The sequence below is a fragment of the Pseudoglutamicibacter cumminsii genome, assembly GCF_016907775.1.
GTDB classification, from domain to species: Bacteria; Actinomycetota; Actinomycetes; order Actinomycetales; family Micrococcaceae; genus Pseudoglutamicibacter; species Pseudoglutamicibacter cumminsii.
On the sequence record NZ_JAFBCO010000001.1, the window covers coordinates 519,247 to 544,863 of the forward strand.

The 25,617-nt window shown below is 61.5% G+C and carries 23 protein-coding genes; 5 read left to right on the plus strand and 18 right to left on the minus strand.

All coding sequences use genetic code 11. The features are described 5' to 3' along the window. Positions 1-29: 29 nt before the first annotated feature. From JOD50_RS02385 to JOD50_RS02395, 3 genes are all read right to left on the minus strand, one after another. On the minus strand, positions 30-257 hold the full coding sequence (locus JOD50_RS02385; RefSeq protein ID WP_204880267.1) for a helix-turn-helix domain-containing protein: 228 nt from the start codon (positions 255-257) through the stop codon (positions 30-32). Between the two features lie 217 nt (positions 258-474). Continuing rightward, positions 475-972 (minus strand): ArsR/SmtB family transcription factor, encoded by a 498-nt coding sequence (locus JOD50_RS02390; protein ID WP_338051974.1) that lies wholly within the window; start codon positions 970-972, stop codon positions 475-477. A gap of 96 nt (positions 973-1,068) precedes the next feature. Then, entirely contained in the window at positions 1,069-2,256 is a 1,188-nt protein-coding gene (locus JOD50_RS02395) for an acetoin utilization protein AcuC (protein ID WP_420825523.1), read from the minus strand. 104 nt (positions 2,257-2,360) lie between these two features. On the opposite strand from JOD50_RS02395, the gene JOD50_RS02400 reads away from it, so the two are divergent. Then, entirely contained in the window at positions 2,361-3,785 is a 1,425-nt protein-coding gene (locus JOD50_RS02400) for a TrkH family potassium uptake protein (RefSeq protein WP_204880269.1), read from the plus strand. Positions 3,786-3,810: 25 nt separating this feature from the next. Next, complete coding sequence (locus JOD50_RS02405; RefSeq protein WP_101630443.1) at positions 3,811-4,449, plus strand: potassium channel family protein; 639 nt, start codon at positions 3,811-3,813, stop codon at positions 4,447-4,449. A gap of 65 nt (positions 4,450-4,514) precedes the next feature. On the opposite strand, the gene proC is transcribed toward JOD50_RS02405, so the two are convergent. The 6 genes from proC to JOD50_RS02435 all read right to left on the minus strand — a co-directional run bounded on the left by proC (position 4,515) and on the right by JOD50_RS02435 (position 12,880). Next, positions 4,515-5,339: a pyrroline-5-carboxylate reductase gene (gene proC, locus JOD50_RS02410; RefSeq protein WP_239541499.1), complete on the minus strand. Its 825-nt coding sequence runs from the start codon at positions 5,337-5,339 to the stop codon at positions 4,515-4,517. 78 nt (positions 5,340-5,417) lie between these two features. After that, complete coding sequence (locus JOD50_RS02415) at positions 5,418-6,242, minus strand: sugar phosphate isomerase/epimerase family protein (RefSeq protein WP_204880270.1); 825 nt, start codon at positions 6,240-6,242, stop codon at positions 5,418-5,420. A gap of 8 nt (positions 6,243-6,250) precedes the next feature. Beyond that, complete coding sequence (locus JOD50_RS02420; RefSeq protein ID WP_204880271.1) at positions 6,251-7,267, minus strand: Ppx/GppA phosphatase family protein; 1,017 nt, start codon at positions 7,265-7,267, stop codon at positions 6,251-6,253. Positions 7,268-7,275: 8 nt separating this feature from the next. After that, positions 7,276-10,095 (minus strand): type I DNA topoisomerase, encoded by a 2,820-nt coding sequence (topA, locus tag JOD50_RS02425; protein ID WP_204880272.1) that lies wholly within the window; start codon positions 10,093-10,095, stop codon positions 7,276-7,278. 219 nt (positions 10,096-10,314) lie between these two features. Then, the gene (locus JOD50_RS02430) at positions 10,315-11,079 is read right to left on the minus strand and encodes a winged helix-turn-helix domain-containing protein (protein WP_204880273.1); all 765 of its coding nucleotides are present in this window, start codon (positions 11,077-11,079) and stop codon (positions 10,315-10,317) included. Positions 11,080-11,197: 118 nt separating this feature from the next. Continuing rightward, positions 11,198-12,880, minus strand: coding sequence for a DUF7059 domain-containing protein (locus JOD50_RS02435; RefSeq protein WP_204880274.1), 1,683 nt, complete (start codon positions 12,878-12,880; stop codon positions 11,198-11,200). Positions 12,881-12,978: 98 nt separating this feature from the next. Here JOD50_RS02435 and JOD50_RS02440 point away from each other — a divergent pair, with 98 nt between their 5' ends. After that, complete coding sequence (locus JOD50_RS02440; RefSeq protein ID WP_204880275.1) at positions 12,979-13,677, plus strand: GNAT family N-acetyltransferase; 699 nt, start codon at positions 12,979-12,981, stop codon at positions 13,675-13,677. A gap of 176 nt (positions 13,678-13,853) precedes the next feature. After that, positions 13,854-16,268, plus strand: a complete 2,415-nt coding sequence (locus tag JOD50_RS02445) for a DEAD/DEAH box helicase (protein ID WP_204880276.1) — start codon at positions 13,854-13,856, stop codon at positions 16,266-16,268. Positions 16,269-16,283: 15 nt separating this feature from the next. Here the strand turns inward: JOD50_RS02445 and JOD50_RS02450 are convergent, their stop codons facing one another. The 9 genes from JOD50_RS02450 to nth form a co-directional block, all read right to left on the minus strand. Further along, a complete protein-coding gene (locus tag JOD50_RS02450; protein WP_204880277.1) occupies positions 16,284-16,712 on the minus strand; it encodes an Rv3654c family TadE-like protein in 429 nt (142 codons plus the stop codon). A gap of 10 nt (positions 16,713-16,722) precedes the next feature. Beyond that, complete coding sequence (locus JOD50_RS02455; RefSeq protein WP_204880278.1) at positions 16,723-17,058, minus strand: TadE family type IV pilus minor pilin; 336 nt, start codon at positions 17,056-17,058, stop codon at positions 16,723-16,725. 163 nt (positions 17,059-17,221) lie between these two features. Next, positions 17,222-17,407 carry a DUF4244 domain-containing protein gene (locus JOD50_RS02460; RefSeq protein WP_204880279.1) on the minus strand — a complete coding sequence of 62 codons (186 nt, stop codon included), beginning with the start codon at positions 17,405-17,407 and terminating at the stop codon, positions 17,222-17,224. A 178-nt stretch (positions 17,408-17,585) separates the two neighbouring features. Beyond that, the gene (locus JOD50_RS02465) at positions 17,586-18,020 is read right to left on the minus strand and encodes a type II secretion system F family protein (RefSeq protein ID WP_204880280.1); all 435 of its coding nucleotides are present in this window, start codon (positions 18,018-18,020) and stop codon (positions 17,586-17,588) included. A 158-nt stretch (positions 18,021-18,178) separates the two neighbouring features. Further along, positions 18,179-18,877 carry a type II secretion system F family protein gene (locus JOD50_RS02470; RefSeq protein WP_204880281.1) on the minus strand — a complete coding sequence of 233 codons (699 nt, stop codon included), beginning with the start codon at positions 18,875-18,877 and terminating at the stop codon, positions 18,179-18,181. Between the two features lie 77 nt (positions 18,878-18,954). Continuing rightward, positions 18,955-20,172 (minus strand): TadA family conjugal transfer-associated ATPase, encoded by a 1,218-nt coding sequence (locus JOD50_RS02475; RefSeq protein WP_204880282.1) that lies wholly within the window; start codon positions 20,170-20,172, stop codon positions 18,955-18,957. Then, positions 20,169-21,209: a hypothetical protein gene (locus tag JOD50_RS02480; protein WP_204880283.1), complete on the minus strand. Its 1,041-nt coding sequence runs from the start codon at positions 21,207-21,209 to the stop codon at positions 20,169-20,171. The genes JOD50_RS02475 and JOD50_RS02480 overlap by 4 nt, the downstream gene beginning before the upstream one ends. A gap of 381 nt (positions 21,210-21,590) precedes the next feature. After that, complete coding sequence (locus JOD50_RS02485) at positions 21,591-22,346, minus strand: NUDIX hydrolase (RefSeq protein ID WP_204880284.1); 756 nt, start codon at positions 22,344-22,346, stop codon at positions 21,591-21,593. After that, positions 22,343-23,167 (minus strand): endonuclease III, encoded by an 825-nt coding sequence (gene nth / locus JOD50_RS02490; RefSeq protein WP_420825524.1) that lies wholly within the window; start codon positions 23,165-23,167, stop codon positions 22,343-22,345. The genes JOD50_RS02485 and nth overlap by 4 nt, the downstream gene beginning before the upstream one ends. Before the next feature lie 232 nt (positions 23,168-23,399). On the opposite strand from nth, the gene acs reads away from it, so the two are divergent. Further along, complete coding sequence (acs, locus tag JOD50_RS02495; RefSeq protein WP_204880285.1) at positions 23,400-25,406, plus strand: acetate--CoA ligase; 2,007 nt, start codon at positions 23,400-23,402, stop codon at positions 25,404-25,406. Positions 25,407-25,617 lie beyond the last annotated feature (211 nt).

Here is a 25,617-nt window from a genome sequence, read left to right on the forward strand (position 1 = left end):
GAGGCCTCAACGCCGCACCCTCAGAACGTTCAGGCGGTACCCGTCTGACGGTTCTGCTGAACGTTCTGCGTCATGGCCTGACCAAGGTAGTGCCGCACCGCAGACTCCGGGACACGGTAAGAGCGACCAAACTGAACCGCAGGCAACTCGCCAGAATGAACCAGGCGATACACGGTCATCTTAGATACACGCATTACGTCCGCGACCTCTGCGACGGTCATGAAACGCGCATCAGAGAAGTTGCTGGGTTCATTCATGAAGTGGACCTCTGCTTCCTAGTGAAGTGACAAAGCCGCGCCCCTGAACAGAAACCGGAACGGAAACACACCATTCCACCTACGCCAGGCCGACTCTGAATGACAGTTTACGTTGCAGAAGTGCCAAGTGTGAATTCAGGTGCCTGGTGTGTCGAATGAGAATCAGCGCAGAATAAGGGTTTATGCCGCCAGAAGCCGCTGAGATACAGGGAAAAACCTATTTTCTGCGTCCGAAACGCTGGAAAAACGTCTGCGCCTTCTCCGTCACAGACTCAATCTGCCGGCCCACGTTCTGAACGATCCGGTGCGCCGCATCATCCGGAACATCCTCAGCCCGTTCAACCGCTGCCTGTTCAACAGCCGCCTGGCCAGCCTCAATCTGCTCATCCGCAGCCGCCGCATCGGCGGTCTCGACCCCACCGGAGACCTCGGCCTCCCCAACAGAACCCGCCGCAGCATCGTGAACCTGGGCGACCCACTCCAACGCATCCACCAGCGCATCCGGCACCAACGAATATAAACGCCGCTGGCCGTCCGCCCGCGTCTCCACAACACCGCCATCGCGCAAGACCTTCAAGTGCTTCGAGACCGTTGGTTGGCTCGCATCAACTGAAGCCACCAAATCAGACACGCTCAACTCATCTGACGCCGCCAACAACTCCACGAGCTGGCGGCGAGTCGGATCACTCAAAACATGGAAAATATCCTGCGCCACACAACCAGCATATGCCCCAAAAGGCATGAAAAAGGGAGGGCGACACGCACGCCGCGCTCCCAAAGTTGTGAATCAAGGTCTAGTCGAACCAAGGAACTAGTCGAACCAAGGGTCTAGCCCCAAACCGGGGAACGCTTCCTTACGAGTAGCCATGATCGCGCGGTCAACCGGGTCCGCAGGGTCATAGCCCATCTCCCAGCCGCGCCACCACAGCTCGGCCTCGTCGCCCATCTTCTCCGGAGCATCAACGCCATAACGCTCCGAAATGTAGTCACGGAACTTCTGCGGCACCGGCGTCTCGACATCCAACGGCTTACCAGCCGCAACCGCAACCAGATGCGTCCATGCCCTCGGAACCGTTCGCGCAATGTCATAACCGCCGCCACCCGTGGCGAGCCAACGGTTCTCCGTCAGCTCCTGCGCGAGGTAGGCGATCTCGATCGCAGTCTGCCGCTGACCATCAATGCTCAAACGCAAGTTCGTCAACGGATCCAGCTCATGGCCATCGCACCCATGCTGAGAAACAATCACCTCAGGCTCAAACGCCCGCGCAACAGCTGGAACAATCGCTGTAAACGCGCGCAACCACCCGTTATCCCGAATGCCCGCAGGCAACGCGACATTCACCGCCGAATTCGGCGCGTTCGGGCCACCCGTCTCATTCGGGAACCCCGTCCCCGGGAACAACGAACGCCCCGACTCATGCAACGACACCGTCATCACACGCGGATCATCATAGAAAATATCCTGCACACCATCGCCATGGTGAGCATCCACATCGATATACATCACCTTCTTCACACCCGAAGAAAGCAAACGCAAAATAGCTGCCGCGGCATCGTTATAAATACAGAACCCGCTCGCGTTACCCGAATGCGCGTGATGCATACCTCCACCGAAATTCACCACCGGAACGCCAGCATCACCCAAAACCAGGGCGGCGCCCATCAGCGAAGCCCCATACAAGCGCGCAGCCGCATCATGGATATCCGGGAAAATCGGGTTATCTTCCGTACCCAACCCGAAAGCCTCATCCGCGTGCCCCTCACGAGCACGCTTCACCGCCGCAACATACTCCGGCGTGTGAATCTGAAACAGCTCATCATCCGAGGCCGAATACGACGACGAAAAACGGCCACCCAGCTGCTCCATCACATCCAACTGCTCCAACAAATCAGCAGTCATCCGCATACGTTCAGGATTCATAGGGTGGTTGTCAGAAAACCGGTACGCACTCATGTGCCGGTCATAAACAACAGTCACCGAAGGGTTGGCTGAAGACATCACACTCATCACCTTAGCTGTCACAGTCCCGAGGTGGTTCAATGGAACCGGTAAGCACGCCTATATGACGCGCGCGAGCGAACCGCACCCCTCAGAAGGCTTCCATGACACCACGCTACATCCGCAACCCCCAGGACGGGCAACGCAACGTCCTGTTACGCGGCATGCACCAAGCGCGGAACCACACCAACCGACTCATCGCAAGCTCCCCCGCACGGCTCACGATCCTCGTGTTCGCCGTCGGCATCGCCTTCTTCACAACCCTACTATCGCTTCCCATCGCGTCACGCACCGGCGAACCAACCCCCCTCGCCGACGCGATGTTCACTGCAGTTTCCGCGTTCTGCGTCACCGGCCTCACGACAGTCTCAACCGCCGGACACTGGACCTTCTTCGGCCAACTCGTCATGATCATCGCCGTCTTCGTGGGCGGCCTCGGCATCATGACGCTCGCCTCAATGCTTTCGCTAGCGGTGTCCCGCAAACTCGGTGTGCGCGGCAAACTCATGGCACAAAAAGCCATGTCACAAACCGCGTCCTCAAAACTCGGCGAAGTCGGCTCGCTGCTACGCGTTGTCATTACAGCGGCAGTCGCCATCCAATTCGTGATCGCCCTGTGCCTCACCATCCGCTTCTGGATTCGCGGCGAGGATTTCTCCCACGGGCTCTGGCACGGCTTCTTCTACGCCGTCTCCGCCTTCAACAATGCCGGCTTCACCGCCCACATCGACGACCTCGCCAGCTTCAGCCACGACCTGTGGATCCTGTTCCCGCTGATGATCGGCGTGTTCACCGGCGCGCTCGGCTTCCCTGTCATCTTCGTTCTACTACGCCACCACTTCCACGCTCGCAAGTGGAACCTCCACACCAAGCTCACCGTCACGACCGCACTCATCCTCGTGGTCGTCGGCTGGGTCATCTGGGGCGGCATCGAATGGAACAACAAAGCCACCATCGGCGACCTCCCCGTCAGCGACAAAATCGTCTATGCCCTCTTCGCTTCCATCATGACCCGCTCAGGCGGCATGGCGTTGGTCAACCAAACCGACCTCCACCCCGCAACCACGGTCGTGACCGACGCCCTCATGTTCATCGGCGGCGGCTCCGCATCCACCGCAGGCGGCATCAAACTCACCACATTCGCGATCCTCTTCCTAGCGATCCTCGCCGAAGCCCGCGGTACAGAACACGTCCATGTGCTCGGCCGCCGCCTCCCCGAAGCCGCACTCCGCATCGCAATCGCCGTGACCGCACTCGCCGCAAGCATCATCACCCTCGGGATCATCCTCATCCTCTTCGCAAAACCCGATGCACCGCTCGAACACGTCGTGCTCGAAACGATCTCCGCGTTCGCTACCGTAGGACTATCAACCAACCTGTCCGCCGAGCTCCCCGACTTCGGCAAATACGTCCTCTGCGGACTCATGTTCACCGGACGCCTCGGCACCGTAACCTTCGCGACCGCACTGACTCTGCGGCAACGCCGCCAGCTCTACCAACTGCCAGAAGAAAGGCCGATCATTGGCTGATCAACAAACACCCAAGCACTCCCCCGTGCTCGTGATCGGGCTCGGCCGATTCGGCGCCGCCGTCGCAGAACAGCTCGTGAGCATGGGCCGCGAAGTCCTCGCAGTAGAACGCAGCCCCGAACTAGTCCAAAACTTCGCCGACCGCGTGACCCACGCAGTCGCCGCCGACGCGACCAACATCGAAGCCCTCCGCCAACTCGGCGCAAGCGACTTCAGCTCCGCCGTGGTCGGCGTCGGAACGTCGATCGAATCCTCCGTGCTCACCACCGTGAACCTCGTCGACCTCGGCGTGGAACACATCTGGGCCAAAGCCATCACGCCAGCCCACGGGAAAATCCTCTCCCGCATCGGCGCAACCAACGTCATCTACCCAGAAGCCGACGCCGGCGTACGCACCGCACACCTCGTGGGCGGCCGCATGGTCGACTTCATCGAATTCGAAGACGACTTCGCGATCGTGAAAATGCAGCCGCCTAAAGAAACCCAGGGGTTCACGCTCGCGCAGTCACGTGTGCGTGAGAAGTACGGGGTCACCGTGCTCGGCGTGAAATCCCCCGGCGAAGAATTCGCCTACGCCCAAGCCGACACCCTCATCACGCCACGCGACATGCTCATCGTGTCCGGGCACGTCGACCTCATCGAACGGTTCGCCGGACGACCATAGCCGGCGAGGCTGTACCCGTGAGCCCGTGAGCCTGTGCTTCAGCCGACCATCTCGGCGACGCGAGCTCAGCCGGCCATTTCGCCGGCGCGGTCAGCGCACGCCTTCTGGCCAGCCACAACGGCTTCGCTGAAGCCCTCGGCCGCCATCGTGTTGATCGCGGCCTCCGTGGTGCCGCCCGGTGACGTCACAGCGCGACGCAACTCGGCGGGCTCGCGCTCGTCCTGAGCCAACATCGCGCCCGCGCCAGCAACGGTTGCGGCCGCAAGCTCGCGCGCGAACTCAGGATCCAAACCCAATTCAGCACCACCCTTAGCCATGGCCTCGGCCAAGAAGAACGCGTATGCCGGCCCCGAACCCGAAACCGCCGTCAACGCATCAATCTGCGACTCCGGGATCTCAAAGACCCGGCCAGCGCCCTCGAAAATCTGGGAAACCGCGCGAACGTGCTCGTCCGTTGCGTTCGTGCCACGCACCAAGCCCACCACGCCAAAACCATACTGAAGCGGGGTATTCGGCATCGTGCGCACCACCGGCTGGTCAGCGGCCACCGCCGCTTCAAGCTGCTCAACGCTCACCGCAGCCGCAATCGAAACAACCACCGCATCCGGCTTGAGCTCCGGGGCAAGCTCCGTCAAAACCTCAACCATCATGTGCGGCTTGACGCCCATCAACACAACATCAGCGTCAGAAACCGCCCGCAGATTCGCGCGCTCATCCTCCTGCTGCGACAACGCCTCAATGCCCTGATTCTTGCTCCACGCCTCAGCGCTCTGAGCGCTCCGGGTCGTAACCACCACCGAATCCTTCGAAACGCCAGCCTTGAGCGAGCCCTCGAGGATCGCGCCGTTCATGTTTCCAGTTCCGATAAAAGCAATCCGCATATCAGTCATGTGCCCAGTGTTTCATGAAGGTGCGGGGCCTTTCATGCGGACGCAGAGCCTTAAGTGGGCAAGCATGACGATGCGGGGCTAGCTTTGCGGCGTACCTTGCAGGTGGGTGCGCGTAAAGTCGAGGCATTCAGCCAGGATCCGTTCAACACCATCGGGTTCTTTGCGCCACCGCCGCGTCGAAACCTCAACCGTCGCGGAGCCTTGCCAGCCCGAATCCCCAAGGAACTGCAGCGTTTCAGCGACAGGCTGCGTCCCCATCCCCGGCGGAAGATGCTCGTCCTTACCGCTGTCTTTCCCATCGCACACATGCAGGTGCGTCAACCGAGAACCCAACGCCTTCACCGACGCCAACGAATCGGCTCGGGCGATCGCCGCGTGCGAAAAATCCCACGTCACAAAGTCATAGTCCAACGGCACCGGATCATAGTGAGGACGGTACATCTTGCTGTTCATCTGCCCCGCGGCACGCCACGGGTACATGTTCTCGACAGCGATCACCACGCCGTACTCCTCGTTCGAGCGGCGCACCCCCTCAGCGAAACCCGTCGCATACTTGCCCTGCCAACGGAACGGCGGATGCACCACAATAGTGCGAACCCCCATCTCGTGCGCGAGCAAAACGGAACGCTGGATCTTCTCCCACGCGCCACCCCACACCTGCTGCGTGAACAACAACGTGGGCGCGTGAATTGCGGCCACCGGAACCTGATACCGCTGGACCAGAGCATACAGTTCGTCGCCCGTTCGGGTCGTAGCATTACCGGTTACCAAGACCTCGATACCGTCATAGCCCAAATCCCGAGCCAACTGGAACGCCCGTTCAGGGCCCTTCGGGAACGCGCACGTCGTCGAAAGATAGACGGGGACACCCTCAGAAGCAGACGACGATGGGTCAACAGACAACGTAGCTCCTAGCGTGCCGGCGGAACCAGGTGAAGATTCTCCTTGAGGGCATCAACATCCCCAACACCAGCGTACTCGTCATTGATCACATCGTGATCACGCAACAGCCGATCAAAGCGGTGCATTAGAAGGCCCTCGCGCAAAGCCCACGGACAAATGCGGACCTCCTTGACCCCCAGCTTCTCCATGACCATCTCAGCGGCAACCGCCCCGGCCAGCAACTGAGGGGCACGAATAGGCGACACACCATCCAGCTCAGCCCGCTCATCGAACGACAACGAAACCAACTTCTGAGCCCACTTACGGACGTCCTTCAACAACAGCGTCCGCACCAAGAACGGGCCGTCAGCCTCTGATGTGGCACCGCTCATGCGCGCCAACGTGCGGAACGTCTTCGACGTCGCGACCACAAGGTCAGGCTCGACCTGGTTCGCGAACCTGTTCAACGGCTCCTCGATGACACCCACAATGTAGTCACGCAGACGCCCCACCAAAGCCTTCTTCGGCGGATCACCCGGCAAGAAATCCTTCGTCAAACGAGCAGCACCCAACGGCATCGACACCGCAAGGTCTGGGAACTCGTTCCGGCCAATCGCGACCTCGAACGAACCGCCGCCGATATCCAAAACCATAAGGTCACGCACGCCCCAGCCGAACCAGCGGCGGGCAGCGAAGAACGTCATCGCCGACTCTTCTTCGCCTGTGAGCTCCTGAAGCTTAACCCCAGACAACCGTTCAACCTCGCGAATGATGTCCGGCCCGTTCAGCGCCTCACGCAACGCGGAGGTACAGAACGCGAGCAGATCCTCGGCCCGGTGACGGCGCGCGAAATCCACGGCCTCATCCACGAAAGACAACAGCGCCTGCCGGCCCTCATCCGTCACCGCACCGCGCGGATCAAGATAGCGAACCAACGAAAGCTGCTGCTTATACGACGCGAACGCCGTGGGGCGAGCACCCGGGAACGCGTCCACGAGCAACAAATGCACCGTGTTCGAGCCGATATCCAAAACACCTAGACGCACGGCGGGGCCTACTCGCTCTTCTTCTTAGCGGTAGACGTCCGTTTGGTCGCGGTTGTTTTCTTAGCCGCTGTGGTCTTGCGAGTGGTCGTCTTGCGTGCGGCTGGCTTCTTGGCCGTCGTCTTCTTTGCGGTCGTTCCGCCCTTCGCGGCGACCTTGGCACGCTTCTCCATGAGCAAGTCGATCGCCTGCTCCTTGGTCAGTTGCTCGACGGTTGTGCCGCGAGGGATCGTGACGTTCGTCTTGCCGTCAGTGATGTAATCACCGAAACGGCCCGACTTCACGACAATCTTGCCGCCCGAGTTCGGGTCCTCACCGAACTCAGCCAACGGCGGCTTAGCTGCACCGCGGCCACGCTGCTTCGGCTGAGCATAGATCTCACGGGCCTGCTCCTCAGTGACCGTGAAAATCTCTTCCTCGGTCTGCAGCGAGCGGTAGTCCATGCCCTTCTTGAGGTACGGACCAAAGCGACCATTCGCCGCCACAATCTCCGTACCGTCGGCATCCGTGCCCACGTGCCGTGGAAGCGACATGAGCTTCACGGCCTCTTCGAACGTGACCGTCGCAGGGCTCATCCCCTTGAACAAGCTCGCGGTCTTAGGCTTCTGCTTAGCCGGCTTCTTCTTCGGCTTCGGGTTTCCGTTCTTGTAGTACTCGGTCGGGATCGAATCGTAATAAGCCTGAAGCTCTTCCTCCGTCATCTCCGGAATAACCTCAGTCACGTACGGACCGTAACGGCCATCCTTAGCCACAATCATGTGGCCAGTCTCCGGGTGGCGGCCCAGCTCGCGGTCACCCTCAACAGCGGCATCCATGAGCTCCTGGGCCTTCTGCGGCGTCAACTCATCCGGAGCCAAATCCTCAGGAACGTTCGCACGCAACGGCTCCTTGCCCGGCTCGGCATCCTCAGGCAGAGCCTTCTCAAGATACGGGCCGAACTTACCCACACGCAACGTGATGTCATCCGTGATCTTGATCGAGTTGATCGCGCGGGCATCAATCTCGCCCAAGTGATCAACGACGTTCTTCAAACCCTCGGCAGCGCTGTCACCGAAATAGAACGACGACAACCAGTCCTCATTCTTGAGCTGGCCAGCGGCGATCTTATCCAGGTCGTCCTCAAGACGAGCCGTGAAATCGTAATCCACGTACTGGCCGAAATGCTCCTCGAGCAGGCGGATCACCGAAAACGCGGTCCACGACGGAACCAGCGCGCCACCACGCTTGGTGACATAACCGCGGTCCATGATCGTAGAAATCGTCGGCGCATACGTCGACGGACGGCCGATCTCACGCTTCTCAAGCTCAGCTACAATCGAGGCTTCCGTGTAGCGAGCCGGAGGCGTCGTCTTATGGCCCTCCGCCTCAACGTCCTGGCTCGTCAACGCATCACCCTGCGCCAACTTAGGCAACCGAACCTGCTGGCCCTTCTCCTTCGCCTCCTCGCTCTTACCTTCCTCATAAGCAGCAAGGAAACCAGGGAACGTGATGACCGTACCCGAGGCCGAGAACTCAGCCACGCGACCATCCGCTGCCTCACCCTGAACCTTGACCGTGGCCGTCGAACCCTTCGCATCAGCCATCTGCGAAGCCACAGTGCGCTTCCAGATCAGCTCATACAGACGGAACTCATCTGGGCTCAAAACATTTTTGACCTGCGCCGGGGTGCGGAACGAATCCCCCGCCGGACGGATCGCCTCGTGAGCCTCCTGCGCGGCAGCATTCTTCGAAGAATACACGCGCGGCTTCGGAGCCACATGATCCGCACCATACAGCTCAGCGATCTGGCGGCGAGCAGCGTTGACCGCCTCACCCGAAAGGCTCACCGAGTCGGTACGCATATACGTGATGAAACCGTTCTCATACAGACGCTGCGCAACCTGCATCGTGACCCGCGACGAGAAACGAAGCTTCCGCGAAGCATCCTGCTGCAGGGTCGAGGTCGTAAACGGAGCAAAAGGACGACGCGTGTACGGCTTCTCCTCAACCGAAACCACAGAACACGACGCACCAGCCAGCCCATCAGCCAACGACGACGCATCGGCTTCCTTCAGGACCACCACATCGGCCTTCTGAGCCGCTGGACGCAGCTGGCCCTCATCGTTAAAGTCACGGCCCGTAGCAACACGGCGGCCGTCAACCTGCGTCAAACGCGCCCGGAATGCCTCGCCAGAGCCCGCAACGAACTCACCAGAAACATCCCAATACTCCGCCGGAACGAACGCCATGCGCTCACGCTCACGCTCAACCACCAGCCGCGTGGCCACAGACTGCACACGGCCAGCCGAAAGCCCAGGGCCCACCTTGCGCCACAAAACCGGGGAAATCTCATAACCGTAAATACGGTCCAAAATACGGCGGGTCTCCTGCGCATCCACCAGATCCATATCCAGATCACGCAGGTTCTCAAGAGCGCGCTGAACCGATTCCTTGGTGATCTCCGTGAAGGTCATCCGGTACACCGGCACCTTAGGCTTCAAAACCTCCAAAAGGTGCCACGAAATCGCTTCGCCCTCACGGTCGGCATCGGTCGCGAGATACAGAGCATCAGCATCCTTGAGCTCACGCTTCAGATCCGTAACCCGCTTCTTCTTGTCCGGGTACACCACGTAGTAGGGCTCGAAACCGTGATCCACGTCCACCGCGAACTTACCCACGGACGTCTTCTTCAACTCCGCAGGCAGCTCTTTAGGCTGCGGCAAGTCACGAATGTGACCCACCGACGCGTCCACGACGAAACCATCACCCAAGTACTTGGCAATGGACTTACTCTTCGCCGGGGACTCGACGATCACGAGCTTCTTACCGGTTTTATTCTTAGTGGCGGGCACAGCACTCCTCGAAACCCGACAGGTGAGACACACCGGACGGCATGCCCCTCATCAGTTCCTAACCCTAGCGTGCCAAACGTATCGCACGCTTGTCACCACGAGTTAATCTGCGCCACGCGTTACACCGCGTGGACTGCTCGGGGCGTGTTCTGCTCGCGTCGCTGACTCAGTGCCGCCGGGTTACGGATGCAAGGGTTACGGGCGCAAAGCGAGAGCTGCTTAGGGCGTGAACGGGATCGGGCTGATCCCCTTCTCGCCAGGGAACGGACGCGAACGGTCCGGAAGCCCCGAGAGTAAGTAATAGGTACGGCGACGCGGAACGTCCGGATCCTCCGCCTCGCGCGAGCGAGCCGTGAACTCCTCCTCGAGCTCACTCAGCCGCTGCAGAAATTCTTTCTCGGTTTCTTCATCCAAGAACAACGAACCGAAATACATGTACGCCGGGGCGGGCCCTTCCGAATCAGCGCGACGGTTCTGCTCGCGGTACTCGATCTCCGCGATCAGCTTCTCGCGGTACGCGTCCAGCCGCGTCTTCGCGTAATCCGTCAACTGCGTCGGCTGGCCACCGCTCGACGCCGTCATGACCGAATCGCCTGTGGCCCGCCAGTGCCGCTCGCGGCCGTCACTCACAACACCCTCTGGCGGGGAAACCCGCTTAACGAGGCCGAAACGCTCCAACTCACGCAAGTGATAACTCATCGCCGACGGCGTCAACCCCGTCAGCTCCGCAAGCTCAGTAGCCGTGCGCGTTGAGCGCGAACCGAACAACTCATCGATCGCCAAAACCCGTGCACGGTGCGTCAACGCCTTGATCGCCTTCGGGTCCGTCACCACAATCTGGCGGCCATCGCCCGCATCGATCGTCGCCGTTGCATCCGCAGCCGGGCCAGCAAGGACATCAACCTTCGCCGGCGCGGCCGAAGCGGCGGAAGTCCGGCGACGGCCGGTCACCTTTGAATCATTCGGATCGGAAATAGGCGACATACAACAACCCCCGAACAAGCCAGGACACCCTAGCGCAACGACAACCCACAGACAATAACTGCAGACCCTTTAATTATCCCACAATGTGGAGTAAATCACATCGCCTGCCAAGGCTTTATCACTCCAGAACCAGCAAACCCTGGCGCAACAAGACAGCCGCGAAATCAACCAAACCACTCACCTGCTGCGCTGTGCTTTCTTGGGTTGCAGCACTTTCCTGATGTGTAGCGCTTTCCTGAACTGCACCATCCTGATCTGCCGCGCCGCCGGACGTCAACTCCACGACCGCCGCCGCCAACGCACCCACCGGAACATCACCATCGCACGCCGAAAGCAAACCAGCCTGCTCGGTCGTCAACGCATGCGTGCGACGCAGCCCCGAACCCTGCCGCAAGATCAGCATCTGCGGATGCGGATCCAACGGCTTGCCATACGACTCAACCGTCACATCATCCGCAACAACAGCGCGCACTGACGCCACATCGACGCCCACCAATGCATCGGCCGCTGTGATCTCGCGCTCAAGCCACGGCCCCAAAGGAGAATCCACCTCACGCAAAATCTCCTCGAACACGCGCCCCACACCGTGCGCGCGGCCCGGTTCGGGGCGCCTCAGCCACACGTAACCAAAGCCAACGCCCTCGACATCGCGCGAGGCGAAATCCTCAAGATACTCACCGAAGCGCCGCTGGGCGGCCGCCGGGTCACGATCCTCCGAAGCATCCCGCAACCACATCTGCGCATAATCAGCGGGCGACTCAACATCGCGCTGAATCACCCACGCCTCGAGGTCTTCCGGCGTCCACTCATCCAAGCGCTCAGCCCAGTGAGCGCCGGACGGGATCTCCCAGTTCGCCAGCATCTGAGCCGTACCGCCCGGGGCCAAAACCTCGCCCAGGCCGCGCCACAAAGTTTCCACCAACTGGTCGCCCGGGAGGCCACCATCCCGGTACGTGAAACGATCCTCCTCAGTCTCGCCCGCAGTGCGAGGCGTGATCACAAACGGTGGATTCGAAACCGCCAGATCGAACTGCCGCCCCGCAACCGGTTCCAACAACGAACCCTGCAGCAAGGTCAGTCGGGCATCCATATCAGCGGGATCGATACCCAACTGCTCATGATTCAGCAGGGCGTTGAAACGCGTGAACGCCAGCGCACGTTCGGAGAGGTCTGTAGCCGTCACGTGCTTGGCATGACGCAACAAATGGAACGTCTGAATACCGCAGCCAACACCCACATCCAACGCCGCATCAACCTCACGGCGCACCGTATTCGCCGCCAACGTCAACGACGCCTGACCAATCCCCAACACATGGTCCTTACGCAAAACACCCTCACGATGATGCGCACCAACATCCGATGCGACCCACAGCTCCAAGCCATCATCCGCCGCGTGCGGGCGCAGATCCACCGCGGCGCGAACCCCACCACCAGGGACCGGCTCGACCAAACCCAGGCGCGTCAAACCCTCGACGCCAACACCCGGCATCGCCGCGGCCAACTCAGCGGCATCAACCACACCACCCAAAACAAAAACCTCAACCAGCGACGCCAGACCGGCATCCGAACCGACCGTCGACTCCGGGTTGCCCGTCGCTTCCGAGCCGTCGGTACCGGCGGCACGGGCCTGCGCAACAGCCCACCGAGCCGCCGCTGGTTGCTCACGGACCAACGCATCCATCGCGTCTTCGCCCACCAACGCAACAACCGCATCGAACGTGAAACGAGCCGCCGCAAGATCAGCCCGCAACACAGCAACATCCTCAGACGAAGAAAACACAGGAAAATCCGGAGAAACCATGACAACAGTCTAAATAGATGCTGTGAAACAGGCCGCGGGAAGAGACATATTTTCACCAGAAGCCCCGTTACTTCGCAGTAGGTTGTAGGCTTCAAAGCATGAACGGTATTGCAAGCGATGAGCTCATCGGCACCTGGGTCAAAGGCTGGGCCGAAGCCCGGGGCTTCGACACCTACCACGAAGGACCAGTCCACGCCTACCGCCGAACAGGTCAAGACGAAGCCCACTGGGAATACGTCGTCCACGAACCCGACAACGAACTGCTGCAAAAACTCGCACACATGATGCAAGAACACAGCGGTCAACGCCTCACCGTCTTCACCGAAGACCCCGACAGCATGCCTGATAAAGTCCACGAAGTGGGCCTCCGCGTCGTCGCTAACCGCGAAGTCATGATGACCAGCCCGATGGCCGCGCAAGACGTCGAGGCACCCATCACCGAAGACAGCCTCGTCTGGCAAGAAAAGCGCGACGGAGCCCACACCTGGGTCTCCCTCCACCGCCGCGAAGACGGAGCCGTCCTCGCATCCGGACACATGGCATCCATCGGCGACTACGCAGTATTCGACCGCATCGTCACCGCACCAGACCAGCGCCGCAAAGGCTACGGGACGCTCGTGACCCGCTACCTCGCATCCGTCGCGACCGAAACCGACGCCGAATACGGCCTCCTCGTCGCATCAACCGACGGCTACGAGCTCTACCACCACCTCGGCTGGACCCTGCTCGGCGCGATGCTCGCGATCGAAACCCCAGACGAAGCCGACGACACCGCACGCACCGACCACACGAGCTAACGCTGGCTCAGTGCTGGCGAGCACGGTCACAAGCCACGGCGTCGCCCCTCACCATTGAGGGCGACGCCAACGCTTTTAAGGCGAGCGCTATGCAGCCGGCGCCATTTTGGAACCAGCGCCGCGGGAAGAGGCCAAGCCTGTGGGAAGATGCAAGGGACACTAGAGATGTAGGAGTCATGAAAGATTTCCGGACACTGGTCCCCTTGCTGGGCCGCGGCGATGAACCCGAGACACTACGGCACGTCCGGGTGCTCCCCTCCCGCGAAGCCGAGTACGCGCCCTGGCCTGAATGGCTCCACACCGACGCCCGCGATGCGTGGGAGAAGGCCGGCATCCCCCAGCCGTACCGGCACCAGGTCGACGCCGCCAACCTCATCCATGCCGGCAACGACACGATCATCGCGACCGGAACCGCCTCCGGTAAATCACTCACCTACCTCATGCCCCTGCTCGATGCGCTGACCCGCGGAGCACGCGTAGCCCGCACGCCAAACGACACGGCTGACCCGGCCACAGGCGCTGATGCTGGCCCCGTCGCTACTGCTGAAGCTGAAGCCACCGTGCTTTCAGGCGGGCGCGGCGAAGCGACTGCCCTCTATATAGCGCCAACCAAAGCTCTTGCCGGAGACCAGCACACCAGCATCCTGGAACTCGACGTACCCGGTGTTAGAGCCGCAACCTACGACGGCGACACCGCACCCGAGGAACGGCGCTGGGTACGGGACCACGCCAACCTCGTACTCACCAACCCGGACATGCTCCATTACGGGATCCTGCCGAACCACACACGGTGGGCGCCGTTCCTGCGGAAACTGACCCACATCGTCGTGGATGAGGCGCACTTTTACCGAGGGGTTTTCGGTTCCCACGTCGCGGTGCTGTTGCGGCGCCTGCTGCGGATTGCGGAGCATTACGGTGCTCGCGTGCGGGTTGTGGGCGCGAGCGCGACAAGCGCTGAGCCGGCCGAAACGTTCGGCCGTTTGACGGGTCGGGACACGCAGGCGGTCACGCACGACACTTCTGCAACTGGTGAGACCACCTTGGTGTTGTGGGAGCCACCGCTCACGGACCGGCGCGGTGAGAACGGCGTGTTTTTGCGCCGATCCTTGGTCGCCGAGACCGCTGATTTGATGGCGAACCTGGTTTCGGGGCATGTTCGGACGTTGGCGTTCATCCGTTCGCGGCGGGGTGCTGAGGCAATTTCGGATTCCGCCCGGCGTCTTCTCGAAGAGGTCGACGAGTCTCTGCCGCGGCGTATTGCTGCGTATAGGTCTGGCTATTTGCCGCAGGAGCGCCGTGCTTTGGAGGACGCCCTGAGAGCGGGTGAGCTTCTGGGTATGGCTTCGACCTCCGCGCTTGAGTTGGGTATTGATATCTCCGGCTTGGATGCCGTGCTTGTTGCCGGTTGGCCTGGCACGCGCGCCTCGTTCTTCCAGCAGATCGGCCGTGCTGGGCGCGGTGGGCAGGATTCTTTGGCGACGTTCATCGCTGGCGATGATCCGTTGGATGCGTTCTTGGCGCATAACCCGGAAACGATGCTGGATTCGGGTGTTGAGGCGAGTGTTTTTGACCCGGCGAATCCGTATGTATTGCAGCCGCATTTGGCGGCGGCCGCGGCCGAGCTTCCCTTGACCGTGGCCGATGTCGGGTTGTTCGGGGATACCGCTCTGGGGTTGGTTGAGGACTTGGAAGAGCGCGGTATTTTGCGTCGCCGCCCTTCGGGATGGTTTTGGGTTCACGCGGAGTCGGCTCACGAGTTTGTGGATTTGCGTTCGGTGGGTGGCGGCCCGCTGCAGGTCATCGACTCTGAGACGGGTGCTGTGATTGCGACGATGGATTCCTCGCAGGCGCATTATCAGGCTCATGAGGGTGCCGTTTATCTGCATCAGGGGCGCCGCTATGTGGTTGATGTTTTGGATGAAGAGAACCATGTTGTGGTCGCGACCGCGGCTGAACCTGACTTCTATACGCAGGCTCGGGATGTCACTAGTGTCAAGGTTTTGGGCGTCACGCACCAGGAGAAGTGGGGCGAGATCGGCGTTCATTATGGGGATCTGTTGGTGACGACGCGGGTGGTTTCTTTCCAGCGGAAGGCGCTGGTTTCTAACGAGATTTTGAGTGAGGAACCGCTCGAGCTTGAGCCTCGTGAACTGTTCACGAAGGGTGTGTGGTTCACGATTCCTGAGACCCGCCTGCATTCAGCTGGTGTGGAGGCTGGCGCTATTCCGGGTTCGCTGCATGCCGCGGAGCATGCAGCGATTGGCTTGTTGCCGTTGCTGGTGACGAGTGACCGCTGGGATATCGGCGGTGTTTCGACTGCGATGCATGTTGACACTGAGTCCCCCACGATTTTTGTGTATGACGGCCACGCCGGTGGGGCGGGGTTCACGGAGCGCGCGCATGCGATGGCTCCGTTTTGGCTGGAGGCGACGCGTGAAGCGATCCGTACGTGCGAGTGTTCTTCGGGGTGCCCGTCGTGTGTTCAGTCGCCGAAGTGCGGCAATAAGAACAACCCTCTCGATAAAGCCGGGGCTGTTGCACTGCTTTCGGAGATCCTGCGACTTGTTCCCGCGCAGCGCAAGCGCCGTTGAGCGTGAGCGGTCCCTTCATTCTTCTGCCGTGATGGTTGGCGGCCCGGCATAGGACTCGGCTTTCACAGCGGGCAGGGGCCAGCCTTTGAGCCATCCGGTTCTGTGAGCTTGCGTGACGATGTGCACCGTCGCGCGCTGAGCTGTAGCCTCTCCACGACCAGCGGCCCCGCCACCAGTCAGGAGTGTGCACCGGGTGAGTTCAGCGTCGTGTTTTGTCGCGATTTCTGCGGCGAGCGCACACGGGTTTCCTGCGGAGATGACTCCGCGGTGCGCGTCGGCTGCGGCGAGGGCTGCGAGGTCTGCCGCGGTTTTCGCTCGTGCTTGGTCGGCGGTGGATACCGCCCACATCGCGACCCCTAGTGCCGCGATGAGGCCGATGCACAGGAGCCCTATGACCAACCCGGTTGCGCCGCCGCGGTCCTCCGACCAGTTCGTGGGTTTCATGGCGCCGTCCTTATTGCTGGCCTGAAGCCGCGGACTCTTCAACGCGTGCTGTGGCTGTTGCGTGCACTGTGATGCCGGGGCCGAGGAAGGTCCAGAGTTTGACGTTGTTGCGCACCTCGACGGTGACCCATTCGCCGCTGCGATCCACGCGTTGAGTTGCACCGTCTCCGGCAACCTTGGACACGTCGAGGTGGGATCCCCTCGCTTCTTCACGCGCTGACATTCCAGCCGCATGTTGGGAGCGCACTTGCGCTGCCCCTACTGTTGCGATGGCACCTATGAAGGCAAGCAACAACACGAGTGCAGGCAGGAGGACCGCGAACTCAGCCGTGACTGACCCACGCATGACATTCTCCTTGGAACGACGAACCCCAGTGTGTGGATGGGACGGTTCCACAGTTCGTGCCGAAGGTTCCATGTCTCGTTGCGAGTGTTCCGTTGAAGCGTGCGCTGCGGGGCGTCGTTTCGCGGTGTTCATTGCGTCCTCCTGCCTGCTGCTTTTCGTGTCGTTAGAGGCCCAGCGCTTTGGAGATGAGGCCCATCAGCATGCCTTTGACCTGGCCTCCGCTCAAGATGGTGACCAAGAGCCCCGCGAAGCCGACGGCAGCGAGCGTGACGATCGAGAACTCGGCAGTTGCGATGCCGGCTTCCGGGTCGTCGATCGTCGAGATTGAGCGTGAAATAGTGGTTTCCATGTGGTCCTCCTGACCTTTCAATTGCTGTGTTTAGGTACCGGGTTGTTCCCGATGTTTTGAGTCTTCCGGCTGAGGGATTGCCGGTGTGCTTCGGAGAGGAATCTGTGGATAGCTGGGTGTGGGAATCGTGCAGGTGGATAACGAAACTGTTGAACGAGTTGCTGGTTCCACGCTTGGGTTACTGATTCCACGGCTGTAGCGCCAGCGCAACAGGAACCACGCCGAGGCATATAAACGCAGGAAGCGCGCATAGCCCGAGGGGGATCACGACACGGACGCCTAGGCGCTCGGCTTGCGCCTTTGCACGGTCCTCGTTCGCCGCGCGCTGGTGTTTACTTGATTGCCTGAGCAGCTCCGCCACTGGCGCCCCAGTCGCTTTGGAAACCTGAACGAAGGAACCAATGCGCTCCGCGTTCGGGGCATAACTGAACGCTTTTTGTGTTTCGACGCCCCAGCTCAGCGCGGTAGCGACCCTGCTGAATCCGAGCGTGTTCCCGGTGGATTCGTCGATCTCGGTGAGTGCGTGTTCAATCGACATGCCGGCTTCGATGCATGACGCGAGGGCATCTGCGATGAGCGGCTCGTACTCGGCACCCATGTAACTCTCACCCATGTAGCTCTCACCCGAGGCGCTATATCCCTGCAGCTGCGACGGTTGCTGAGTTCGCGGTTGGGCGGAGCGCGGTTGAGTGGAACGCGGTTGCCATGACATGACCGCGATAGCCAGCATTCCTGCGCAAATCCACCCTGCCAGCACTGTGAAGGCCAGTGTCATACCGCGGCCTCGCTATCGCCATGTGACATCTTGCTGATGAGCCTCCGAGACCAGATCAGCGACGCGCACCACAGAAGACATCCCGCAAACAGGCATACTCGCCCGGCGGTTGTTGTGAACAAGATTCCCAGCGGATCGGCACCCAACAGTTGCGCCATCACGATGCCGCCCAACGGCAAGAGGGCCAGGATGCGGCGAGTGGTCTGTGCCGGCGCGATACCGGTGACCTGACTTCTGATAGCAGTTGCGCGGGCCTTCGCGTGGGCAGCCACGGCCTCAAGCAAGTCCGCGTATGCGATGCCGGTTTTCTCGGCGAGACCCTGAGCCCAGTACACGTCTCGTAGCATTCGCGGAAATCTGTCGGGCTCGCGGCCGGCGTCCGGCGCAGCCGCCATCGTGACAGGCGCGCCCAAAGCGACCCTTGATGTGGTGAGTGATGCCGCGTTTCGCCATGATTCGAGCTCGTGTGCGCGCACCCGCGAAGATGCGTTGCGAGCGGGCTTCTGAACAGCTTGGTTTTCTACGGCGAGCGCCGATGTGAGCGCTTCCCAGGCGTAGCGATGGTGCGCGTCTGATCGCATGAGCGAAGCAAGAGTAGAGATGACCTGTTGAGCGACGTCGTAGGTCACCGCCAGCTCTTCGCTCGGTTGCTCACTTGCCTGCCTCGGTTCGGTCCGTTGAGAACGAACACGCACTGGCCTGCCAGACGCGCCCACACGCTTCCATGACAGCACGCTGACAAGTAGGAGGGCGGCACAAACCCACGCGGTTATCACGACATCTCCCTCCTTCCGGAGGGCTGCACACTCTGCCGCTCGCAGGGTTCCACGCTCTGCCGCTCGCCGGAAGGTTCCACTCGTTGCGGCGCACCAGAAGCATCCGCAACGTAGCGGAGGTCAACATCGAGCGAACCGGTATCCGTCAACCGCAAGGATCCCAGTGCGACTGGCCCTCGACCCCGCTCGGTGCGTTCAATATGAATCACGATGCCGATCGCACTAGCGGCTTGCAGTGCCGTTGTGTGAGGTTGCCATCCGGCGAGGGATCCCAGCGCCATCAAGCGGGCGGGAACATCGTTGATCGAATTCGCGTGCACGGTGGCGCCGGCCCCGGTGTGCCCCGTGTTCAGAGCCATCAGGAGGTCCTGGATTTCTGCACCACGACATTCACCCACGATGAGCCGGTCAGGGCGCATCCGCAAAGCCTGCCGCACGAGTTCCTGCAGTGAGACTTCGCCAGCGCCTTCCGAATTGGGTTGCCGCGCTTGCATCGACACCGTGTGAGGGTGAGCCGGACGTAGTTCACGAGAATCTTCGATCATGATGAGCCGGTCGTCTCCTCGGCACTCCGCGAGCATCCCTGCCAACAGAGTGGTCTTGCCGGCACCGGTTCCGCCGCTGATCATAAACGTCTCCCGGCGTTCCACCACGTGTTTGAGTATCGGAACCCAGGCGGCCTGTGGACCGGTCAATATGTCGCCCAGCCGGGCTTGCGCAGGATTCGGCACTCGAATGGATAGAACAGGCGAGTCCACGATGGGCGGCAAAACTGCGTGAACTCTGTAACCGTCTACGACCGCATCCCCGTACGGGTGCGCTGTATCCAACGCGCGACCTGCACGGCCAAGGATTCGAACCGCGATGCGCGCAACCTCGGATGCTTCCAACCGCATCTCGGTGCGCGATAAACCTGCAGTCTGATCGACCCAGACGGAACCGTCGGACGTGACCAACACGTCGGTCACCCCGGGCGTCTCGACGAACTGAGCCAAAGGCCCCACACCGGTCAGCTCCCGCTGGATCGCTTGAGCTGCTTCGCGTACGGCTCCCGGACCACGAAACGCCCCTCCAGGTGACGAGGAACCCGCCGAAATCAGCCCAGATGACAGCAGGCTGGCAATGGTGGACGGATCAGCCGACTGACCCGTCTCGAGTAGTTGTTCCCGGATTTGTTGAGTCACGTCGTGCGAATGCCCGGCATCCCTTCTCATGCGGCCCACCTCGACCTAGCCGGGAGCTTTTCCCCGACTCCTCTCCCGGCTTCCAGATGAGGGATCCAGACTTTCTGAGCCAACCCGCGCGCCGCGGAGATGACGCTACGCCCCTGAATACTCCCGGCCCACGCGGCGCCAATTTTCGCTGCCTCGGCACGGGAATCGCAGCCACGGGGTCGAACGCCAAGAACACTCCAGTCGACGCCTCGCACATCCACTGCTCGGTGTCGTGAATCCGCTGTTCCGCGTTGAGCTAACGCCCACGGCCGCTGCAGGCACACGACCCGATCACGCCGCGCCTGTCCAGACTCGGAACCCAACCACCCATCAACTGCAACCGGCCCGCGATCGACAAGGACCACATCGACCGCCCGCGAAAACGCATCGATTGCGCGGGCAAGACCTGCTTCATCCAAGCCCTGACCCTGCCCCGGTGCGAATGTCACAAGGTGAACGCCTGCCAGCCGCGGCAACAGCTCGAGAGTGCTCGCGGCGGGACCGTCCTCGATCGCCGCCTGAACTTCTGGCCACCGCATCCCGCCATCGACGCCCCAACGCGTATCCGAGCACGCGTCCGCATCCAGCACGACCACCGACCAACCGTGAGCTCGCACAGCCTGCGCTACCCCGGCAACAACCGCCGCGCTATTGCGGGAGCCCGGGCCGTCAGCGATCTCGATGACGCGCCCCAAAACTGAACCGTGCCTACTCCCCCACACAATCTTGCTCAGCAACGGCGCTCCCGAAGGCAGAACAATCGGATGCGCACCCGGGTTCCGAGCCGCCGCCGCGTATACCGCGCCAGGGTCGAGCCCCACGAAACACAGTTCAGAACCGTCGGCAACCGCAGGCAAGACGCATGAGCTGCCGGCCTCAACACCGCTAGCTTCAACCAGGTGTGCCACAACCTCCGAATTGCCAGGCAGCGCATTCGCTCCGACCGCCGGAGCATCGACCAGCTCGAGCCCCAGGCCGTGCACCACGGCGGCGGCCTCCCCGCGGACATCGAAAGCCCGCGCACTAAAACCCGACACACCGGACCCCGACGCGTTAAGCCCTCGACCGGGGCTGTCAGGCGCGCGATGCCACATCACGATGGGCTTGCCACTGATGGGCATGCCGCTCATGCGCTTGCCAGCTTGGCCTCGCCGGCGCCGGTGGGTGTCTAGTAAGCGTACGGGCACGGAGTCCGCGGGGTCGTCCGCGGTGCGCTTGCGCCGCCCGCTAGAGCGAGCAGATCTGGGGCTCGTTTGAGCGCTGACGTTAGATTGAGCTGGATCGTTGGTCAGGGTCCACATGCACCCAGCACACTGGAAGCAGCACCTGTACGGAGGCCACGATCAGAAATTGTGGAGAAAAGCCCGGCATCCCCCTGACTGTGAATGACGGATCCTGCCTCGGCCTCAGCTCCTAGCTCACACTTTCGGTTCGACCTTGACCGGGTTCGCAGACGGCCTCATCCACCCGGTCTCGAGCCAGCCCGCATCGGTCAGAATCGAGGTCAAAACTGTCGCGGTGAAACCCCACAACAAGCCTTGCTGCAAACGATAGGCCGGCATACGGAAAGGCTTTCCGTTGCGTTCAAATTCGGTAATGCAACGGACGTCATCGCTCAAAAGATCCGCAACCGGCGTGCGGAAAACATCAACAGACTCATTGACGTCCACCGGAGCGACCTTACTCGGCTTCTCCCACACAGCAACCACCGGAGTCACCTCGTACCCAGAAATAGTCGGCGAAACCGGCAGCGTCCCCAGAACCTTGACGCCATCGGGGTCCAGCCCGGTCTCCTCAACCGCTTCACGCAGCGCGGTGTCCACGAGCGTTTCGTCGCCTTCTTCCCAGCCGCCGCCCGGAAACGCGATCTGCCCCGCATGCGAACGCAACCCGTCGCTGCGCCGCAACAGCAAAACATCGAGGTCAGACGGCACGACCTCAGACGGATGCACCGCGGGAATCGAGTCAAGCGCGCCAAACAAAACGAGCACAGCGGCACGCTTACGCACCGGGAACTTGCCGCGAAGCCGCGCATACATCGGCAACAATTCGTCGCCGCCTGCGCCATCGCCACTCACGTCAGCGCCAGGCCCGCCATCGACCTCCGATTCACCGCCGCGAACACCCGCGTACTTATCAACAACCGCCTGCAACTGTTCACGTACTGTGCTCATGCGTTCAGCCCGTACCCCATCGCACGCAGCTCGCGGCGCGAATACCCCTCGACCATGAGCCTGTGTAGCTCTTCACGGCCCGGCGCGAGCTCGTATTTCAAAAGCTTCTTCGCTTCCACCGGGTCGGTCTCGCCCTCCCCGTACGATGGGCACCACTGCGCAATAGGGCACGCACCGCACGCTGGTCGCTGGGCATGGCAGATACGGCGGCCGTGGAAAATCAGGTGATGCGAAAGGTCCGTCCAGTCTTTCTTCTCGAAAAGCTCCCCCACCTGGTGCTCAACTTTGACTGGGTCAACTTCTTTGGTCCACGCGAAGCGGCGGGCAAGCCGCCCGAAATGCGTATCCACCGTGATTCCTGGGTGGCCGAACGCATTCCCCAGCACCACGAAAGCGGTCTTCCGCCCCACGCCCGGCAGGGTCACGAGGTAGTCGAGGTCGTCAGGCACCTCGCCGCCGGTGTCTTCCATAAGGGTCCGCGCGAGGTTCTGAATGTTTGCGGCCTTGGTCTTGTAGAAGCCGGTTGGCCGCACCACGTCCTCGACCTCGCTGAGGCTCGCCCCAGCCAACGATGCGGCGTCCGGCCACCGCCGGAACAGTTCCATGGTCACTTGGTTGACTTTGACGTCGGTCGTCTGCGCCGACAAGACCGTCGCAACCAACAGCTCAAATGGATTCTCAAAATCCAATTCAGGGACTACATAAGGGTATTTCTCCGCGAGTTCGCGGTTGATTTTGCGGGCACGCCGCTTACGCCCCAGGGGTGTTTCGCGTTCCCACATCCGCTCGCGTTTCTCGGCAGGGGTGAGTCTGCGTGCCATAACCTTCGCATTCCTTTCCTTCGCGCATCCTGCGCGCTCACTCTCTGCCATTCACCCTACCCGCCGCCGTCACCGGCCAGCCCGGCCCCGCATTGTCATATTGCGAACCGATTTGCCCGCGATCGCCAGCAAATGAAACAGTAGACCTAAAGTGACCTGCCTCACATAGTCTTAAAACTAAGTGATCCAGATCACCGCCGAAATGTGCGATATGAGTCTGCGAGGAATCGTTATGTCTGAAAACCCGGCAATGGACAACCTGAGCCACGAGGACCGCTCATTCCCGCCGAGCCCCGAGTTCGCCAAGAACGCCGTCGCCCACCAAGACCTCTACGAACGCGCGCAACAGGACCGCCTCGGCTACTGGGCCGAGCGCTCCCGCGAAGCCCTCACGTGGGCCGAAGACTTCACGACCGTCCTCAACGACTCCGAAGCCCCGTTCTATAAGTGGTTTGAAGACGGCAAACTCAACGCCGCCTACAACGCACTCGACCGCCACGTCGAGGCCGGCAACGGCGACCGCGTCGCCATCTACTTCGAAGACGAAACCGGCGCCACCGCAACCTACACGTACGCCGAACTCACCACCGCCGTGAAGAAGGCCGCTAACGCGTTCAGCGAGCTGGGCGTGGGGTCTGGCGACCGCATCGCAATGTACATGCCGATGATCCCGGAGGCCGTGATTACGATGCTGGCTTCCGCCCGCCTCGGCGCGATCCACTCGGTCGTGTTCGCTGGCTTCTCCGCGGATGCGTTGCGCTCGCGCGTTGACGATGCGGAGGCGAAGCTGGTCGTGACCGCGGACGGCAACTGGCGCCGCGGCAAGCCGAACCCGGTCAAGAAGATCGTGGACGCAGCGCTTGAGGCTGATGGCCACACGGTCTCCAACGTTGTTGTAGTGCGCAACAACAAGGAAGAACCTGAGGCGTGGGTTGATGGCCGCGACCTCTGGTGGCACGACGTCATGGAGAACGCCTCGGATGAGCACACCGCTGAGGCTTTCGAAGCCGAGCACCCACTGTTCATCCTCTACACGTCCGGCACCACAGGTAGGCCGAAGGGCATCCTGCACACGACCGGCGGCTACCTCACTCAGGCCGCTGTGACCGCGAAGGACACGTTCGACCTGCACCCTGAGACCGACGTCTACTGGTGCACCGCGGACATCGGCTGGATCACCGGCCACTCCTACGTCACGTACGGCCCACTCATCAACGGCGCCACGATCCTCATGTACGACGGCACGATGGACACCCCTGACAAGGGCCGCTGGTGGGACCTTGTGGAGAAGTACAAGGTCACCATCATGTACACCGCCCCAACCGCTATCCGCACCGCGATGAAGTGGGGCCGCGACATCCCTGACGCCCGCGATTTGTCTTCGCTGCGCGTGCTCGGTTCCGTGGGTGAGCCGATCAACCCTGAAGTGTGGATGTGGTACCGCGAAGTCATCGGTGCGAACAACGGCGCCGGCAAAGACGGGCAGCCGGGACCGCGCAAGGAATCCCCTGCCCCGATCGTGGATACCTGGTGGCAGACCGAAACTGGTGCGCACATGATCGCCCCGCTCCCGGGCGTTACGGCAACCAAGCCGGGTTCCGCGCAGGTCGCTGTGCCAGGCATCAGCGTCGACGTTGTTGACGACCTCGGCGAGCCTCTCGGCAACGGTGAAGCAGGCCTGCTCGTCATCAAGGAACCATGGCCGGCGATGCTCCGCGGCATCTGGAATGACCCAGAACGCTACAAGGACACCTACTGGGACCGCTTCGGCGACAAGTATTTCGCGGGCGACGGCGCCAAGAAGGACGACGACGGCGACCTGTGGCTCATGGGCCGCGTCGACGACGTCATGAACGTTTCGGGCCACCGCTTATCCACGACCGAAATCGAGTCTTCGCTGGTCGCCCACGAGGCAGTCGCCGAGGCCGCTGTGGTCGGTGCAGCAGATGAGACCAAGGGCGAAGCGGTCGTCGCATTCGTGATCCTCAGCGGCGAGGCTGGCTCCTGGCCAGAAGACATCACGGAGCAGCTGCGCCAGCACGTTGCCGCAGACATCGGCGCGATCGCCCGCCCGAAGGCTGTATTCGCTGTCCCTGAACTACCAAAGACCCGTTCCGGCAAGATCATGCGTCGCCTACTTAAGGACGTCGCGGAAGGCCGCCCAGCCGGCGACTCCTCGACGTTGGCGGACACCACGGTGATGAACCAGATTTCCGAATCGATGCGGAATAAGGGCTAATTCTTCACCGGGGTTGCCCCCGACGCGCACAACGGCGTGGCTGGAGCGTAGCCGCCACGCCACAGAAAACGATGCGGTGGACAGACGCACTGTCCACCGCATCGGCTTTTGTTATGACCTTTGTACGGGCTTATGACACTTGCTGCGGCTCTGATCTTCCGTGTCAGCGCCTGTAACTACTCAGCGCGAGCAACTGCCCCGGCGCGCGTAG

What these genes read in the sequence shown, in the direction of transcription:
- JOD50_RS02400 (WP_204880269.1), top strand. Translation starts at nt 2,361, where the DNA reads ATGACACCACGCTACATCCGCAACCCCCAGGACGGGCAACGCAACGTC.
- JOD50_RS02385 (WP_204880267.1), bottom strand. Translation starts at nt 257, where the DNA reads ATGAATGAACCCAGCAACTTCTCTGATGCGCGTTTCATGACCGTCGCA.
- acs (WP_204880285.1), top strand. Translation starts at nt 23,400, where the DNA reads ATGTCTGAAAACCCGGCAATGGACAACCTGAGCCACGAGGACCGCTCA.
- JOD50_RS02475 (WP_204880282.1), bottom strand. Translation starts at nt 20,172, where the DNA reads ATGAGAAGGGATGCCGGGCATTCGCACGACGTGACTCAACAAATCCGG.
- JOD50_RS02395 (WP_420825523.1), bottom strand. Translation starts at nt 2,256, where the DNA reads ATGTCTTCAGCCAACCCTTCGGTGACTGTTGTTTATGACCGGCACATG.
- JOD50_RS02460 (WP_204880279.1), bottom strand. Translation starts at nt 17,407, where the DNA reads ATGGAAACCACTATTTCACGCTCAATCTCGACGATCGACGACCCGGAA.
- proC (WP_239541499.1), bottom strand. Translation starts at nt 5,339, where the DNA reads ATGACTGATATGCGGATTGCTTTTATCGGAACTGGAAACATGAACGGC.
- nth (WP_420825524.1), bottom strand. Translation starts at nt 23,167, where the DNA reads ATGGCACGCAGACTCACCCCTGCCGAGAAACGCGAGCGGATGTGGGAA.
- JOD50_RS02440 (WP_204880275.1), top strand. Translation starts at nt 12,979, where the DNA reads ATGAACGGTATTGCAAGCGATGAGCTCATCGGCACCTGGGTCAAAGGC.
- JOD50_RS02430 (WP_204880273.1), bottom strand. Translation starts at nt 11,079, where the DNA reads ATGTCGCCTATTTCCGATCCGAATGATTCAAAGGTGACCGGCCGTCGC.
- JOD50_RS02485 (WP_204880284.1), bottom strand. Translation starts at nt 22,346, where the DNA reads ATGAGCACAGTACGTGAACAGTTGCAGGCGGTTGTTGATAAGTACGCG.
- JOD50_RS02455 (WP_204880278.1), bottom strand. Translation starts at nt 17,058, where the DNA reads ATGCGTGGGTCAGTCACGGCTGAGTTCGCGGTCCTCCTGCCTGCACTC.
- JOD50_RS02445 (WP_204880276.1), top strand. Translation starts at nt 13,854, where the DNA reads ATGAAAGATTTCCGGACACTGGTCCCCTTGCTGGGCCGCGGCGATGAA.
- JOD50_RS02450 (WP_204880277.1), bottom strand. Translation starts at nt 16,712, where the DNA reads ATGAAACCCACGAACTGGTCGGAGGACCGCGGCGGCGCAACCGGGTTG.
- JOD50_RS02435 (WP_204880274.1), bottom strand. Translation starts at nt 12,880, where the DNA reads ATGGTTTCTCCGGATTTTCCTGTGTTTTCTTCGTCTGAGGATGTTGCT.
- JOD50_RS02465 (WP_204880280.1), bottom strand. Translation starts at nt 18,020, where the DNA reads ATGGGTGAGAGTTACATGGGTGCCGAGTACGAGCCGCTCATCGCAGAT.